General features: G+C 75.1%; 12 protein-coding genes. 9 read left to right on the plus strand and 3 right to left on the minus strand.

What is annotated here, in order from left to right; translation table 11 throughout:
* Positions 1-217 precede the first annotated feature (217 nt).
* The 3 genes from ACSNOB_RS07910 (at position 218) to ACSNOB_RS07920 (ending at position 2,595) form a co-directional block, all read left to right on the plus strand.
* Positions 218-757, plus strand: coding sequence for an RNA polymerase sigma factor (locus ACSNOB_RS07910; RefSeq protein WP_393102445.1), 540 nt, complete (start codon positions 218-220; stop codon positions 755-757).
* 13 nt (positions 758-770) lie between these two features.
* The gene (locus ACSNOB_RS07915) at positions 771-1,811 is read left to right on the plus strand and encodes a CU044_5270 family protein (protein WP_436685924.1); all 1,041 of its coding nucleotides are present in this window, start codon (positions 771-773) and stop codon (positions 1,809-1,811) included.
* Positions 1,812-1,917: 106 nt separating this feature from the next.
* Positions 1,918-2,595: a GOLPH3/VPS74 family protein gene (locus tag ACSNOB_RS07920; protein ID WP_436685925.1), complete on the plus strand. Its 678-nt coding sequence runs from the start codon at positions 1,918-1,920 to the stop codon at positions 2,593-2,595.
* A gap of 96 nt (positions 2,596-2,691) precedes the next feature.
* Here ACSNOB_RS07920 and ACSNOB_RS07925 read toward each other — a convergent pair whose 3' ends face one another.
* Complete coding sequence (locus ACSNOB_RS07925; protein WP_436685926.1) at positions 2,692-4,416, minus strand: phospho-sugar mutase; 1,725 nt, start codon at positions 4,414-4,416, stop codon at positions 2,692-2,694.
* Between the two features lie 48 nt (positions 4,417-4,464).
* On the minus strand, positions 4,465-6,573 hold the full coding sequence (locus ACSNOB_RS07930; protein WP_436685927.1) for a protein kinase domain-containing protein: 2,109 nt from the start codon (positions 6,571-6,573) through the stop codon (positions 4,465-4,467).
* Between the two features lie 206 nt (positions 6,574-6,779).
* Here ACSNOB_RS07930 and ACSNOB_RS07935 point away from each other — a divergent pair, with 206 nt between their 5' ends.
* Positions 6,780-8,363 (plus strand): acyl-CoA mutase large subunit family protein, encoded by a 1,584-nt coding sequence (locus ACSNOB_RS07935; protein WP_436685928.1) that lies wholly within the window; start codon positions 6,780-6,782, stop codon positions 8,361-8,363.
* Between the two features lie 692 nt (positions 8,364-9,055).
* Complete coding sequence (locus ACSNOB_RS07940) at positions 9,056-10,315, plus strand: amidohydrolase (RefSeq protein WP_393102451.1); 1,260 nt, start codon at positions 9,056-9,058, stop codon at positions 10,313-10,315.
* On the opposite strand, the gene ACSNOB_RS07945 is transcribed toward ACSNOB_RS07940, so the two are convergent.
* Positions 10,272-11,255: a DUF4349 domain-containing protein gene (locus ACSNOB_RS07945; RefSeq protein WP_436685929.1), complete on the minus strand. Its 984-nt coding sequence runs from the start codon at positions 11,253-11,255 to the stop codon at positions 10,272-10,274. The two genes, ACSNOB_RS07940 and ACSNOB_RS07945, sit on opposite strands and share 44 nt — an antisense overlap.
* Positions 11,256-11,372: 117 nt before the next feature.
* Between ACSNOB_RS07945 and ACSNOB_RS07950 the strand changes: the two genes are divergently transcribed.
* The 4 genes from ACSNOB_RS07950 (at position 11,373) to ACSNOB_RS07965 (ending at position 14,883) form a co-directional block, all read left to right on the plus strand.
* Positions 11,373-12,002: an MBL fold metallo-hydrolase gene (locus ACSNOB_RS07950; RefSeq protein ID WP_436685930.1), complete on the plus strand. Its 630-nt coding sequence runs from the start codon at positions 11,373-11,375 to the stop codon at positions 12,000-12,002.
* 5 nt (positions 12,003-12,007) lie between these two features.
* The gene (locus ACSNOB_RS07955; protein ID WP_436685931.1) at positions 12,008-12,958 is read left to right on the plus strand and encodes a hypothetical protein; all 951 of its coding nucleotides are present in this window, start codon (positions 12,008-12,010) and stop codon (positions 12,956-12,958) included.
* A gap of 37 nt (positions 12,959-12,995) precedes the next feature.
* On the plus strand, positions 12,996-13,739 hold the full coding sequence (locus ACSNOB_RS07960) for an SCO6745 family protein (protein WP_393102455.1): 744 nt from the start codon (positions 12,996-12,998) through the stop codon (positions 13,737-13,739).
* 181 nt (positions 13,740-13,920) lie between these two features.
* Positions 13,921-14,883, plus strand: a complete 963-nt coding sequence (locus ACSNOB_RS07965) for an N-acetyltransferase family protein (RefSeq protein ID WP_436685932.1) — start codon at positions 13,921-13,923, stop codon at positions 14,881-14,883.
* Positions 14,884-14,909: the final 26 nt, after the last annotated feature.

Raw genomic sequence — 14,909 nt, forward strand, 5'->3', positions numbered from 1 at the left:
GGGGCGGGCGGCCCCGGCCGGCAGGCCACGTCCCGCCCCGGCCGGTGACTTCCACCCGACCGCCACGACGGTCCGCTCGGCCGACAGGCCGTCCCGCCCCGGCCGGCCAGTTTCCGCCCCGGCCGTTGGGTTCCGCCCCGGCCGCCGGTAACGATCCGCCCCGCCCGCGACACATACGTGGTGTCCCTGTCAGGAACTGCGGTCGGGAGATCGATAGATGAAACCCGTGGGTGAGCGGGGCGAGGGCTGGTTCACCAGCCTCTACGCCGCGCACTACCCGGACATCGTCAGGTATGGCATGCGTCGGCTTCCCGATGCCGACGCGGCGGCCGAACTCGCCCAGGACGTGTTCGTCGTCGTCTGGCGGCGGCGCGGCGAGGTGCCCGAACGCGCCCTGCCGTGGCTCTACGCCGTCGCGCGGCACGTCGTGGCGAACCGGTGGCGGTCCCGGCGTGGCGGTCCGAGCCTGCTTCCGCTCGCCGAGGCGGACCACGTACCGGCACGAATCGTCGGACCCGACGCCGTCGCGCCGGTGCTCGACCTGCACCGGGCGCTGCGCACGCTGCCCGAAGCCGACCAGGAGATCCTCCGGCTGGTCGGCTGGGAGGACCTGAGCGTCGGCGACGCCGCCGTCGTCCTGGGCTGCACCCGGTCCGCCGCCGCCGTGCGGCTCTACCGGGCCCGGCGCCGACTGCGCTCCGCCCTGGCCACCCCCACCCCCGCCCGCGGCGCCCGGCCGGCGTCCGCCCATGTCTGAGAGGAGCAGCAGCATGCACACCAAGCAGCAGGTCCGGGAGCTCCTGGGCCCGGCCGACCCGGCGCGCCACGCCGTCGTACCTCCGTCGCCCCTCACCGCCCACGACCTGATCCTCCGCGCGGAGGACGCGACCGCGATCCCGGCCGGGCCGGCGCGGCGGGGCGCGCCCCGCCGCACCATGCTCGTCGGCGCGGCCGCCGCGCTGGCCGTGCTCGGCTCCGCCGGGGTGGCGCAGGTGCTCCGGGACGGGGCGCCCACCGGTGCGGTGCCCGCGCAGCCGGTCGCCGGGACCGTGCTCGTTCCGGTGGCCTACGAGGTCGTCGAGGGTGAGCCGGCCGGGCGGCACCTGCGGGCGCTCGCCGCCCGCCTGGTCGACGGCCCGCAGGACACGACCGGTGGCCGCTACTCCTACCACCACACCAAGTCCTGGGGCGGCGCGGCGATGTCGTCGCCCGAGGGCCACACGATGAGCTTCGTGGAGGAACGCCGCCACTGGGCGGCGGACGACGGCCGCCGCTGGCAGGACGACAAGACTCTGGGTGTCGAGTTCCCCGACGCGGCGTCCCGGGAATACTGGTCCACGCGGCCGCAGACGCCCGCTGCCAACCCCTCGGCCACCCCCCCGCGGCAAGGGATCCAGGAGATCCCGCGCGAGCCGGAGAGCAGGCCGTTGCCGGCAGACCGGGCGGAACTCGCGCGCTGGCTCGGGGCCGAGAAGCCGGCGGGCGAGCTGGCCAAGCCCACGTACCAGCTCTACAGCAGCTACCTGGTGCCGAAGCGGACCCGGGCCGACCTCCTCACCATCCTGGCGGAGAAGCCCGGCTTCGTGTGGCGTGGCCGGGTCGTCGACCGGGCCGGCCGCCAGGGCGTGGCCGTCACCGCCGACCTCGTCCCACCGACGGGGGAGTACCCGGAGCGGGCGCAGATGCTGCTGGTCTTCCACCCGTCGACCGGTGAACTGCTCGCGCACGAATACCTGGAGACGGCCCCGAAGCGTCGCGTGCTGCACTACGCGCTCCTGCTCGACGCCCGGCGCACCGACACGGTGGGCTGACCGGCCGCCCCCGGCCTGCGGCGACGGCGAGGCGCGCGGCCGCGGCGGCGAGTCGTCGGCGCGCAGTTGCTGCGCGGAATGCGCGCACCCGCTAGCGTCTCCGCCCATGACTGGTGTTGCGCTCGCCGAAGAGCTGCTTCTCCTCGCGTACGACGACGAGACCGGCAAGGCGACCATGCCGCGGATCAGCCTCGACCTGGGGATGGCCGCCGCGGTGCTGATCGAGCTGGCCCTGGCCGGACGGATCGTGTATTCCGACGGATCCCTGGCGGTGGTCGACCCGACGCCCACCGGCGAGCCGCTCGTCGACGGGGTACTCGCCCGCATCGCCGAGGACACGCCGCACAGCCCGTCGTCCTGGGTGCAGCGGCTGCGGCACGGCCTGCGGGACAGGATCCTCGGCGACCTGTGCGCCGAGGGCGTCGTGCGGGACGTGGACGAGACCGAGCTGGGCTTCATCCACGTGCACCGCTACCCGACCGTGAATCCCGACGTGGAGGCGGACACCCGGCGCCGGCTGGCCGAGGCGCTGGCCGACGGTCAGCTCCCCGACGAGCGGACCGCCGCCCTGGCGACCCTGGTCGCGGTGCTGCGGATGGAACCGGCCCTCGGCCTGAGCGGCGATGCCGCCCGCGACGCCCGTCGCCGGCTGGAGGAGATCGCCGGCGGCGCCGGCTTCTCCGGCAACGTCAGCCTCGACGACTCGGTCGTCCGCCCCTCGGTGGGCCTCGTCGTCGCCGCCCTGGGCCGCGCCGTGGACGCCGCCCTCGGCCCTCGCCGCTGACCCCCGGCCCCGTCCACCCGTCGACCGTGGGGTCGCCGCCCCGGAGAGCGTTCCGGCGGCCGGCCTCACGGTCGACGTGGTGGGGCGGGGCGGGTCTCAGAGCGCGAGGGCGGCGGAGATCTCGGTGCGGAGGGCGGCGACCGCCGCCTGCGCCCGGGTGCGGGCCGCGGCGACGTCGCCGTCCGCCACCGGCTCCACCACCTCCAGGTACGCCTTGAGCTTCGGCTCGGTGCCGGACGGCCGGATGACCACCCGGGCGGCCTCGGTGCGCAGGATCACCACGTCCGCCTCGGGGAGCAGGTCCTGCGCCTGCGTGACCGGGTGGCCGAGCAGCACGGTCGGGGTCGCGGCGCGGATCCGGGCCATCGCGTCGGCGATCACCCGCAGGTCGTCCACCCGCACCGAGAGCTGGTCGGTGTGGTGCACGCCGAACTCGGCGGCCAGCTCGTCCAGCCGGTCGGTCAGCGTGCGGCCCTGCGTCTTCAGCCCGGCGGCCAGCTCGGCGACGGTCAGCGCGGCGGTGATGCCGTCCTTGTCGCGGACGTGCTCCGGGGCGACGCAGTAGCCGAGCGCCTCCTCGTAGCCGAAGACCAGCGGCTCGGCCCCGCCGCCGGCCCGCACGATCCACTTGAACCCGGTCAGCGTCTCGTCGTAGGGCAGGCTCCGGGCGGCGCACATGGCCCGCAGCAGGGACGACGACACGATCGTGGTGGCGTAGAGGCCCTCGACACCGCGCCGCATGAGGTGGTCGGCCAGCAGCACGCCCACCTCGTCGCCGCGCAGCATCCGCCAGCCGGGGCGGTCGGCGTCCGACGCCGCGGGGCCGGCGACCTCGCCGCGGTCGCTCGCCGCCCGGCCGGTGTCCCGGACCACCACCGCGCAGCGGTCCGCGTCGGGGTCGTTGGCGATGGCGATGTCCGCGCCGGTCGACTCGGCGATGGCGATCAGCCGGTCCACCGCGCCCGGCTCCTCCGGGTTGGGGAAGGAGACGGTCGGGAACGCCGGGTCCGGCTCGGCCTGCTCGGGCACCACCCCGGGCACCGGGAAGCCGGCCCGGGCGAAGGCCGCCGTGAGCACCGCCGCCCCCACCCCGTGCAGCGGCGTGTACGCCACGGCCAGGTCGCGCGGCCCGTCCGGGTCGATCACGGCGGTGGCCCGCTCGACGTAGGAGGCGACGAGGTCGTCGCCGAGGACCTGCCCGGCGGGACCGAGCGGCACCTCGGCCAGCGGGCCGACCGCGCGGATCGCTGTCTCGATGCCGGCGTCGGCCGGCGGCACGATCTGCGCGCCCGCCCCGAGCGCCCCGCCCAGCTCCGCGCCGAGGTAGACCTTGTAGCCGTTGTCCTGCGGCGGGTTGTGGCTGGCGGTCACCATCACCCCGGCGACCGCCCCGAGGCGCCGTACCGCGTACGCGAGCACCGGGGTGGGCAGCGGGCGGGGGAGCAGCAGCGCGGCGCGTCCCGCGCCGGTGGCGACCTGCGCGGTCCGCTCGGCGAACTGCCGGGAGCCGCGCCGGGCGTCGTACCCGATCACCAGCGGGCCGGAGCCGCCCTGGGCCGCGAGCCAGGCGACGAGCCCGGCGGCGGCCTGGGTGACCACCGCGAGGTTCATCCCGTTGGGGCCCGCGCGCAGCGGGCCGCGCAGCCCGGCGGTGCCGAAGGTCAGCGGGCCGGCGAACCGGTCGGCCAGCTCCGGGGCGCTCGCCGGCAGGCGGTCGAGCACCGCCCGCAGTTCCTCCCGGCTGGCCGGGTCGGGGTCGTCGTCGAGCCAGCGCCGGGCTTGCTCGCGAATGTCGTCGATGTCAGTGGTTTCCGCCGGCATGCCTCTTGATAGCACGCCGGCGGATCACCGCTTCTTCTTCCCCTGCGATCAGCCGGCGTCGGTGAGTTGGAACGACTTGACCATCTCGTCGAAGATCGGCTTGCTCTCGTCGAACTTCGCGTCGGTCGAGGTGAGGTAGAACGAGTAGGCCTTGCCCTCGTGGACCACGCCGCGCCACACGCCGTGCCGCTTGGTCTCGCCCTCGCCGCAGGTGTACTCGAACTCGGCCGCCGGCTTGCCGACCCACTCCACCTCGTTCATGGCGAGCTGGGCGTACGGCTTGACGCACGACTTCGACCGGGTCTTGAGGCCCTCCTCGGCGACCTCCGCCCAGCGGATCGAGGTGGTGCGGAAGTTCTCCACCAGGATCCGCACCTTGCGGCCCTCGTCCTGCGGGTCGACGTAGTCGACCCAGTCGCCGGCGCTCTTGCGCTCCCAGCCCTGCGGCACCATGACCCGCACGCCCTTGCCGGAGTGCTCCTTCATCTCGGGCACCCCGGCCGGGGCCGCCGAGGTCGGGGCGGCCTGCGGAACGGTCGGCGCCGCGTCGTCGCCGCCGGTGAACAGGACGATCGCCCCGATCAGCAGCACCACGGCCAGGCCACCGGCGGCGGCGAGCTGGACCTTGCGGGGCCAGCCCTTGACCGTGCCGACGAACTGGCCGCCGACGGCGCGCACGCGACCGGGGAGCCCGCCGCCGGCGTCGCCCGCGCCCGGCGCGGTGGCCGGGGAGGTCCAGGGCTGGCCGGTGCCGGGTACCGACCACTGGCCGCCGCCGTAGGTCCCGCCGAGCTGCTGGGTGGCCTCGGGCGGCGGGCTGCCGAAGACGGGCGCGCCGGCTGCCATCCGCTGGGTGGTGTCCGGCTGGCCGCCGAAGCCGACCAGGCCGGCCGCGTTGGTCCGTAGCTGCTGGGTGGCGTCGGCCGCGCCGGCGTGCGGGGTGGCCTCGGGGCCGCCGTAGGTGCGGCCGGCCGGCGCGGTCGCGCCCGGGGCCGGCATCGCCCCGGTGGGGGTGTGCAGCGGCCCGGCCAGCGCGTCGGCGCTGGTGTCCTCCGTGGCGGCGGAGCCGGCGGGGAGGGCGGCCGGGGCCGGGCGCTCGCCCCGGCGCAGCGCGGCCAGGCGGTCGGTGAGCGACTCGTCGGGGCCGAGCATCGCCCGCCCGCCGATCTGCCCGCTCGGCTTCGGCTGCTCCGGCTGGGCGGCCGGCGGGGCCGGCACCGGCCGCTGCACCGGGACGACCGAGTACGGGTCGGTCACCGAGTTCACCGCGGCGGCGTTGCTGGTCAGCGGGCCGGCGAGCAGCTCGCGCAGCATGGCCCGGGCGGTGTGCACGTCGAGGCGGCGGGCCGGATCCTTCTCCAGCAGGCCCATCAGCACCCGGGTCAGCGGCCCGCTGCGCTGCGGCGGGGCGGGCGGGTCCTCGACCACCGCGTGCATGGTCTCGATCGGGTCGCCCTTGTCGAACGGGGGCCGCCCCTCCACCGCCGTGTAGAGCGTGACGCCCAGCGAGAAGAGGTCGCTCGGCGGGCCGAACTCCTGGCCCATCGCCCGCTCGGGGGAGATGAAGTGCGGCGAGCCCAGCACCATGCCGGGGGTGGTGAGCTGCACGTCGGTGGGCATCCGGGCCACGCCGAAGTCGGTCAGCACGCAGCGGCCGTCGGCGCAGATCAGCACGTTGGCCGGCTTGACGTCGCGGTGCAGCACGCCGATCGCGTGCGCCACCTCCAGCGCGCCGAGCAGCGCGATGCCGATCTTGGCGACCACCCGCTGCGCGACCGGCCCGTCCTCGATCACCATGTCGGCGAGGCTGCGGGCGTCGAGCAGCTCCATCACGATCCAGGGCCGGCCGGCCTCGGTGACCACGTCGTAGACCTGGACGACGGCCGGGTGCTGGATGGCGGCCGCCGCGCGGGCCTCGCGCAGGGTGCGCTCGTACATGGCGTCGCGGTCGCTGGGGGCCAGCCCCGGGGGCAGGACGACCTCCTTGACGGCGACGTCTCGCCGCAGGAGCGTGTCTGTGGCACGCCAGACCGTGCCCATGCCGCCGTTGCCCACCGCGGAACGCAGCGAGTAGCGACCACCGATGGTCGTGCCGGGTGTCGCGCGTCCGTTGGGGGGACTGACTGGTCCGCCGCTCCACGTCGGGATCTGAGTCACAGAAAAGCCACCGGGGGAAATCGAGGGGGGCTGGGACACAACCCCCCTATCTTGCTGGTTCCGACGCCCGATGCGAAAGCCGACGCGACGGACGTTTCCCTAACTCGACAGTACGTGCCCGAAAGTTCACCTCTCGTCGATCTCCGGCGACGTGGTGTGCGGTATCCCTCACCCGCCGACGCCGCCGCGCGTCCTACCATCCGCTAATGAGCGAACGGCGGTCAAGCGAGTCCGGCTTCCCGATCAAGGGCGTCTACACGGCGGCCGACCTTCCCGAGGACCTGGACTCCCGACTCGGCGGGCCGGGCGAGTTCCCGTACACGCGCGGGGTCTACCCCACCATGTACACCTCCCGTCCGTGGACGATGCGCCAGTACGCCGGCTTCGGCACCGCCACCGAGTCCAACGCGCGGTACCACCAGTTGTTGCGGGCCGGCACGATGGGCCTCTCGGTCGCCTTCGACCTGCCGACCCAGATGGGCTACGACTCCGACGACCCGATCGCGCACGGCGAGGTGGGCAAGGTCGGGGTGGCCATCGACTCGATCGACGACATGCGGCTGCTCTTCGACGGCATCCCGCTGGACAAGGTCTCGACCTCGATGACCATCAACGCGCCCGGCTCCGTGCTGCTCCTGCTCTACCAGCTGGTGGCCGAGGAGAACGGCGTCCCCGGCTCGGCCCTGAACGGCACGATCCAGAACGACATCCTCAAGGAGTACATCGCCCGGGGGACGTACATCTTCCCGCCGAAGCCCTCGCTGCGGCTGGTCGCCGACACCTTCGGCTACTGCCGCAAGGAGGTGCCGAAGTGGAACACCATCTCCATCTCCGGCTACCACATGGCCGAGGCCGGCGCGACGCCCGCGCAGGAGATCGCGTTCACCCTGGCCAACGGCGTCGAGTACGTCCGGGCCGCGCTGGCGGCCGGGCTGGCCGTGGACGACTTCGCGCCCCGGCTGTCGTTCTTCTTCGTCGCCCGCACCACGCTGCTCGAGGAGGTGGCGAAGTTCCGGGCCGCCCGGCGGATCTGGGCCCGGCTGATGCGCGACGACTTCGGCGCCAAGGACCCGAAGTCGATGATGCTGCGCTTCCACACCCAGACCGCGGGCGTGCAGCTCACCGCCCAGCAGCCCGAGGTGAACCTGGTCCGGGTGGCGGTGCAGGGGCTCGGCGCGGTGCTCGGCGGCACCCAGTCGCTGCACACCAACAGCTTCGACGAGGCCATCGCGCTGCCCACCGAGAAGGCGGCCCGGCTGGCGCTGCGGACCCAGCAGGTGCTGGCGTACGAGACCGACCTGACCGCCACCGTCGACCCGTTCGCCGGCTCGTACGTGGTGGAGGCGATGACCGCCGAGATCGAGGCGGCGGCGACCGAGCTGATGGAGCGGGTCTTCGACCACGGGTCGGCGGTCGACGCCATCGAGGCGGGCTTCCAGAAGCGGGAGATCGAACAGTCGGCGTACCGGATCGCGCAGGAGATCGACTCCGGCGAGCGGGTGGTGGTGGGCCTCAACCGGTTCGCCATCGACGAGGAGGAGCCGTACGAGCCGCTGCGGGTCGACCCGGCGATCGAGGCGGCGCAGGCGGAGCGGCTGGCCCGGCTGCGCGCCGAGCGGGACGCCGGCGCGGTCGAGCGGTCCCTCGCGGAGTTGCGCGCCGCCGCCGAGGGCACCGGGAACGTGCTCTACCCGATGAAGGAGGCGCTGCGGGCCCGCGCCACCGTGGGCGAGGTCTGCGGCACGCTGCGCCAGGTGTGGGGGCTCTACCGCCCCGCCGACCGCTTCTGACCGCTCCGGCCGACGGCCGTCCGTCCCCGCCCACGCCGACGGCCGTCCGTCCCTGCCCACGCCGGCGGGGCGGACGGCCGTCGGCCGTTCCGGTGCCCCACGGGCCGGTCGGTCGGGACGTTTGCGCAGCTCGCGGCGCATGCCGGACCGAGCGCTACAGTCGAGACAGCTCCGTCGCCGATCGGGCGACGCAGACCGCGGGAGCAGGCCCGGCGACGCCGCCGGAGGGGCCCCCGCGTTCGGCGGGGCGGCGCGGCCCACCCGGCTGCGGCGTGTGCCGGAGGGGTTTGGGGGTAACCCGACCGGGTGAACTCGGACGCACACGGTGTGCGGTCGTTCCGTGCCCGGCTGTGTGACCGTCTTCGGGGCCCGTCGCCGACAGGTCGGGTAATTGTCGGAGTGTCGGTTCATCGGACCGACTAATGCGACAATTCGGAACGACGGCCCCGAGATCGGCGTCGATTTGGTGACGACCGAGTCGGTTACGCGTTGTAGGAGGTGTGGGGCAGATGACGGCGTTCGACCGCGATCTACCTGCTGTCCCGCAGATCTACGAGCGCTCTCAGCAGGGCATTCGTGACACTGTGCGTCCCGATCACTACCGGAACGAGGTTGCGCAGCGTCACCGCCGGAGGTCTAGGCTGTCTGCTGTTCCTGATGATCCATCCATCTCTAGCGAACGAGAATTCGACGTGACGAGTGCGTTGACGCTGCCGACCGGCAGCCAGCTGGCGTCGTCCTGGCCGGAGACGCCGCCCGGGTCCGAGCCCCTGCCGTTCGAGCTGGACCACCTGCTCGCCCTCCGGGTGCCCGGGCTGATCGCCACCCGTCGCCACCTCCACTCGCACCCGGAGCTCTCCGGCGAGGAGTTCGAGACGGCCGCCCTGATCGCCCGGGAGCTCTCCCTGGCCGGGCTGCGCCCGCGCCTGCTCCCCAAGGGCAACGGGGTCATCTGCGACATCGACGGCCGCCCCGACGGTCCGGTGGTCGCGCTGCGCGCCGACATCGACGCGCTGCCGCTGACCGACTCGAAGGACGTGCCCTACCGCTCCACCGTGGACGGCGTCTGCCACGCCTGCGGCCACGACGTGCATACCACCGTCATGCTCGGCGTCGGCATGCTGCTGGCCCAGCTCGCCGACCTCGGCGAGCTGCCCGGCCGGGTCCGGCTGATCTTCCAGCCGGCCGAGGAGATCCTGCCCTGCGGCTCGCTGGAGGTCATCGAGGCCGGCGGCCTCGACGACGTGGTGCAGATCTTCGCGCTGCACTGCGACCCCAACCAGCCGGTCGGCAAGGTCGGCCTGCGGGTGGGCCCGATCACCGCCGCCGCCGACAACGTCACCGTCCGGCTGACCGGCCCCGGCGGGCACACCGCCCGCCCGCACCTGACCGTCGACCTGGTCGACGCGCTGGGCCGCCTGATCACCGAGGTGCCGGCCCTGGTCAGCCGCCGGGTGCCGGCCAACAGCGGGCTGCTGCTGGTGTTCGGCCACGCCTCGGCCGGCACCCGTTACAACGTCATCCCCTCGGAGGCGTGCGCCTCCGGCACCCTGCGGGTGATGGACCGCGACACCTGGGAACTGGCCCCCAAGATCGTGGGTCAGGTGGTCCGCGACGTGATCGCGCCGACCGGGGCCACGGTCGACCTGGAATACCTGCGTGGCCGTCCGCCGGTCTGCAACGACTCGCGGGCCATCCAGGTCCTGACCGCCGCCACCGCCGCCGCGCTCGGGCCGGAGGGCGTCGCCGAGACCCCGCAGAGCATGGGCGGCGAGGACTTCTCCTGGTACCTGGAGTACGTCCCCGGCGCGCTCGCCCGGCTCGGCGTGGGCCGCTCCGGCCCGAACGTGGACCTGCACCGGGCCTCGTTCGACGTCGACGAACGGGCCATCCCGGTCGGCGTGCGGCTCATGGTTCAGACCGCGCTGCGGGCACTGGCGGCGGCGCGGTAGGCGGCAGCGACGCCCCCGGCCCCACCGGTCGCACCGGCGGCGGGCCGGCGCGACGACGCCGCCGGCGCAGCGCCACCAGCAACACCGCCAGCGGTACGCCGAGCGCCACCAGCCACGGCAGCACCGCGCCCAGCACGGTCAGCAGGATCGTCATCGAGGCCAGGAAGACCTTCCAGCCGCCCTTCAGCCCGGCCAGGAAGCCGACCTCGGTCTCCTCGTCGGCGGTGCTCGCGTCCGGCCCGACCAGCGACACGGTGATCGTCGACAGACTGGCCAGATCGGTCAGCCGCTCCTTCTTCGCCTCCAGGGAGGCCAGGTCGGCCTCCCGGCGGGACAGCTCGTTCTCCAGCGACACCAGGTCGCTGATCGAGGTGGCCCGGGCCAGCAGCCGCCGGGCGCTCTCCACCCGGGCGCGCTGGGTGGTGATCCGGGCGTCCAGGTCGACCACCTGCTCGGTGACGTCCTCGGTGTGGATCTCCCGCCGCTGCTGCCGGCCCAGCTTCGCCAGCTCGTCGACGACCCCGTAGAACTTGGCGGCGGGCACCCGCAGCTCCAGCTCGGCCCGCGCGTCGGCGTCGGCGCTGCGCCGCTCGTCACCGCCGACGAAGCCGCCGGCCGCCGTCACGGTGGCGATCGCGCTCCGCGCGGCGGCGTCCACATCGTCCACCTCCACCCGCATCGTGCCGGTGTAGATGATGGACCGCTGGTCGACCCGCAGGTCCGGCGCGCCCGCGCCGCCGCCCTGCTCGGCCTTTCCGCCGGTCTGCTCCGCCGCGCCGCCGGCCCGGTCCCGGTCCGCCGTAGCCGCCTCCGGCGCGCTGGCGGCCGAGTCCTTGCTCCCGCCGGAGTCGCCGCCGCCGCACGCGGCCAGCCCCAGCAGCGCGACCAGCGCCGCAGCCGTCAGCCGTACGCCCCGGCGTCGTCGTTCCCGTCCGTCCATCCCGGCTCCCCTCGTCGTCGCCCCCGTGCGGGGCGATACGTCAGACGCGGCGCGCCAGCACGCCGGTTCCGGCAGACTGCGCTCAGGACATCACGATTCGATAATCTTGGAGTCACGATGCACATCACCAAGTACGCCCACTCCTGCCTCCGGGTGGAGCACGACGGGGGAGTGCTCGTCATCGACCCGGGCGTGTTCAGCGAGCCCGCGGCGCTCGACGGGGCGGACGCGGTGCTGATCACCCACGAGCATCCCGACCACGTGAACGTGGAGGCGGTCACCCGGCAGCTCGACCGGCGTCCGTTCCCCATCCACGGCCCGGCCTCGCTCGCCGGCACCCTGGGCGACGCGGCCGGGGCGCTCGACCCGGTCCAACCCGGACAGTCCTTCACGGCCGCCGGGGTGCCGGTGCGCGCCTACGGCGGCCGGCACGCCGTGATCCACCCCGACATCCCGGTGGTGGACAACCTGGCCTACCTGCTCGACGACGTGGTCTACCACCCCGGGGACTCCCTGGTGGTCCCCGAGGACACGCAGGTCGACACGCTCTTCCTGCCGATCCACGCCCCGTGGACGAAGTTCTCCGAGTCGCTGGACTTCCTCCGCGCGGTCGCCCCGCGCCGGGCGTACGCGCTGCACGACGGGTTGCTCAACGACAACGGGCTCGGCGTGCTGAACAGCAACTTCACCCGGCTCTCCGAAGTCGACTACCGCCGGCTCGAACCGGGCACGCGAATCGACGCCTGACGGCGATGCCCGGCCCGCCCCGAGAGCTGGTGCACCGGCTCTACACCACCCCACCGGACCGGTTCGTCGCGATCCGCGACGAGGCCGCCGCCGAGGCGCGCCGGGCCGGCGACCCGAAGACCGCGCGGGAGATCGCCCGGCTGCGCCGCCCCACCGTGGCCGCCTGGCTGGTCAACCTGCTGGCCATCCGTCGCCCCGAGCTGGTCGCCGACCTCGCCCAGCTCGCCGAGGCGCTGCGGTCCGCCCAGCGCGAGCTGCGCGGGCCCCGGCTGCGGGAGCTGTCCGCCCAGCGGCGGGCGGTGGTCGGCGCGCTCGTCGCCGAGGTCCGCAAGCTGGCCGCCGAGGCCGAGGGGGCCCCGCCGGCCGGGAAGCTGCCGCTGGCCGAGGTGGAGGGCACCCTCAACGCCGCGCTCTCCGACACCGAGGTCGCCGAGCAGGTCCGCTCCGGCCGGCTGCTGCGGGCCGCCCACTACGCCGGGTTCGGCGAGGTGCCCCGCCCGCAGCTGCGCCTGGTGACCGGCGGCGAGGAACCGGAACCGGAGCCCCGGCCGGAGCCGGCCGGCAAGCGGCGGGCCGGCGTCGACCGGGCCGCGCTCCGCGCCGAGCAGGCGGAGCGGGCCGCCCGCGCGGGCCGGGCCCGCCGACGCCGGGCGCTGGAGAAGGAGCTGGCGAAGGCGCGTACCGAGCAGGAACGGGCCGAGGCGGAGCTGGCCGACGCGACGGCGGCCGAGCGCGACGGCGCCGCCACCCTGGACGCGATCGAGACGGAGCTGGCCGAGCTGGAGCGGCGGCGGGCCGTCGCCGAGCAGGACCTGAGCCGGGCGAAGCTGGCCCGCCGCGGGGCGGAACGGACGGTGACCGCCGCCCGCCGCCGCGCCGGCGAGGTCGAGGCGGCGGTGGAGGCCCTCGACGCCGAAGAGGGGGATGCCGAGGCGGGCGACGGCGGGGCAGACTGACCCCTGTGGACGGACGGGTCGATCCGGGAGCGGGCGGATGACGCCGGAACAGGTCGCCGCGGCCAGCAAGCCCGTCGTGCTCGAACTCGGCGACGCGTACACCCGCTGCCCGACCACCCTGCGCCGGGCCCGGCTGCTCGGGATCTCCGGCTGGGCGTTCTACGTCGCCGGCCGGGCCGGCGCCCTCGGTGACGTCCGCGCCGAGACGGTCGCCGCCGCCCTCGGCTTCCTGGCCCCCGACGCGGTCGCCGACGGGTGGGACGCGGCCCTGCGCACCGTCCGGCCGGTCGACGTGGCCGCCGCCACCCTCGCCGAGTGCTGCCGGTGGGGCGACGAGCACCTCGACGCCCTCCCCGGGGCGGGGCGGCTCGCGGCGCTGCTTCGCCGCGCGGTCGAGGCGGCGGACGCCAGCGGCATGCCGCTCTTCGCCGCCTGGCGGGCGATGCCGGTGCCGGAGCGCACCGCCGGCGCGCGGGCCGCCGTCGGCCTGCGCCTGCTCCGGGAGCACTTCGCCGGGGCGTACCTGCTCGCGGTCCGGGCCGGCGGGATGACCCCGCTGGAGGCCGTGCTCGCCGGGCCGGAGGGGGAGGCGGGCGCGGTGGCCTGCGGCTGGCCCCCGCCGTACCCGGCGGTCGGGCCGCTGGTCCGGCGGCGGCTCTGGGCCGAGGCGGTGACCGATCGGCTGGCCTCGCCGGCGTTCGCGGCCCTCGGCCCGGCGGACGGCGCCGAGCTGGTGGAGCTGCTCTTCGCCACCCGCGCCCACCTGAGCGGCCAGGGCTGAGCCGGGACGCCGTCCCGCTGCCCGCCCGACCGGCGCGGGCTGAGCCGGTAGTGGTGTCCCGGGCGCCCACCCTCGGGCGCCCGGCCAGCCGATCCGCCGGCACCGGCGCCGCCGGCGGGCGTGAGCCGGGCCGCGCGAAAATCGGCGGCGCCCCAGCGGCCCGCCTGTCAGGATCGCCCCCGTGACTCTCCCCGCCGGCTGGCACGCCCGCCGCCCCGCCCCGGACGACGTACCGGCGATCCTGGCCGTGGTGCACGCCGCCGACACCTTCGCCGTTGGCTACCCCGACTTCGACGCCGAGGACGTCACGGCCGCGCTGACCGCGCCGTTCTTCGACCCGGCCCGGGACTCCTGGGTGGTCACGGACCCCGAGGGCGCGGTCGTGGCCTGGGCGACGCTGGACAACCCGACCGGGGTGGGGCGCGAGTTCGTCGAGGTCTACGTCGACCCGGAGCGCGGCGACGACCTGCGTGCGCCGCTGCTCGCCCGCCAGCTCGACCGGGTCGCCGAACGCGCGACCGAGCGGGGCCTGCCGGCGCTGACCGTGCGCACCGCCGTCTTCGCCCCCGAGACGCGGTGGGCGGCGGAGCTGGTCGAGGCCGGGTTCACCCGCGCCAAGCGGTACGTGCGGATGAGTCGGCCGCTGGCCGGGCTGCCCGCCGAGCCGCCGCCCCCGCCCGGGGTGACCGTCCGCCCGCTGCGCGGCGACGACGAGGCCGACCTGCGGGAGTTCCACCGGATCTACGACACCGCGTTCCGGGACACCCCGGACTACGAGCCGGCCGACTTCGACCGGTGGCGGCAGCGGATCACCCAGCACGGCACCACCTGGGACGAGTGGTTCGTGGCCGAGGTCGACGGGGTGCCGGCCGGCGCGCTCCAGTCCTCCGACCAGGCGCTGGAGCAGAACGAGGGCTTCGTGCGGGCCCTGTCGGTGCTGCCCGCGTACCGGCGGCGCGGGGTGGGCGCGGCGCTGCTGTGGCGGGCCTTCACGGTCTACGCCGCCAAGGGCCGGCAGGCCGCCGGGCTGGGCGTGGACCTGGCCAACCCGACCGCCCCGGTGACGCTCTACCGGTCGGTCGGGCTGCGCGAGGTGCGCTGGACCGACATGTACGAGCTGGTCGTCCCGGCCGTCGGTGTGTGATTGACGACCCCGGCCGGGGTCGGCTC

The organism is Micromonospora sp. URMC 106 (assembly GCF_051386395.1).
In the GTDB taxonomy this organism is placed as follows: domain Bacteria; phylum Actinomycetota; class Actinomycetes; order Mycobacteriales; family Micromonosporaceae; genus Micromonospora.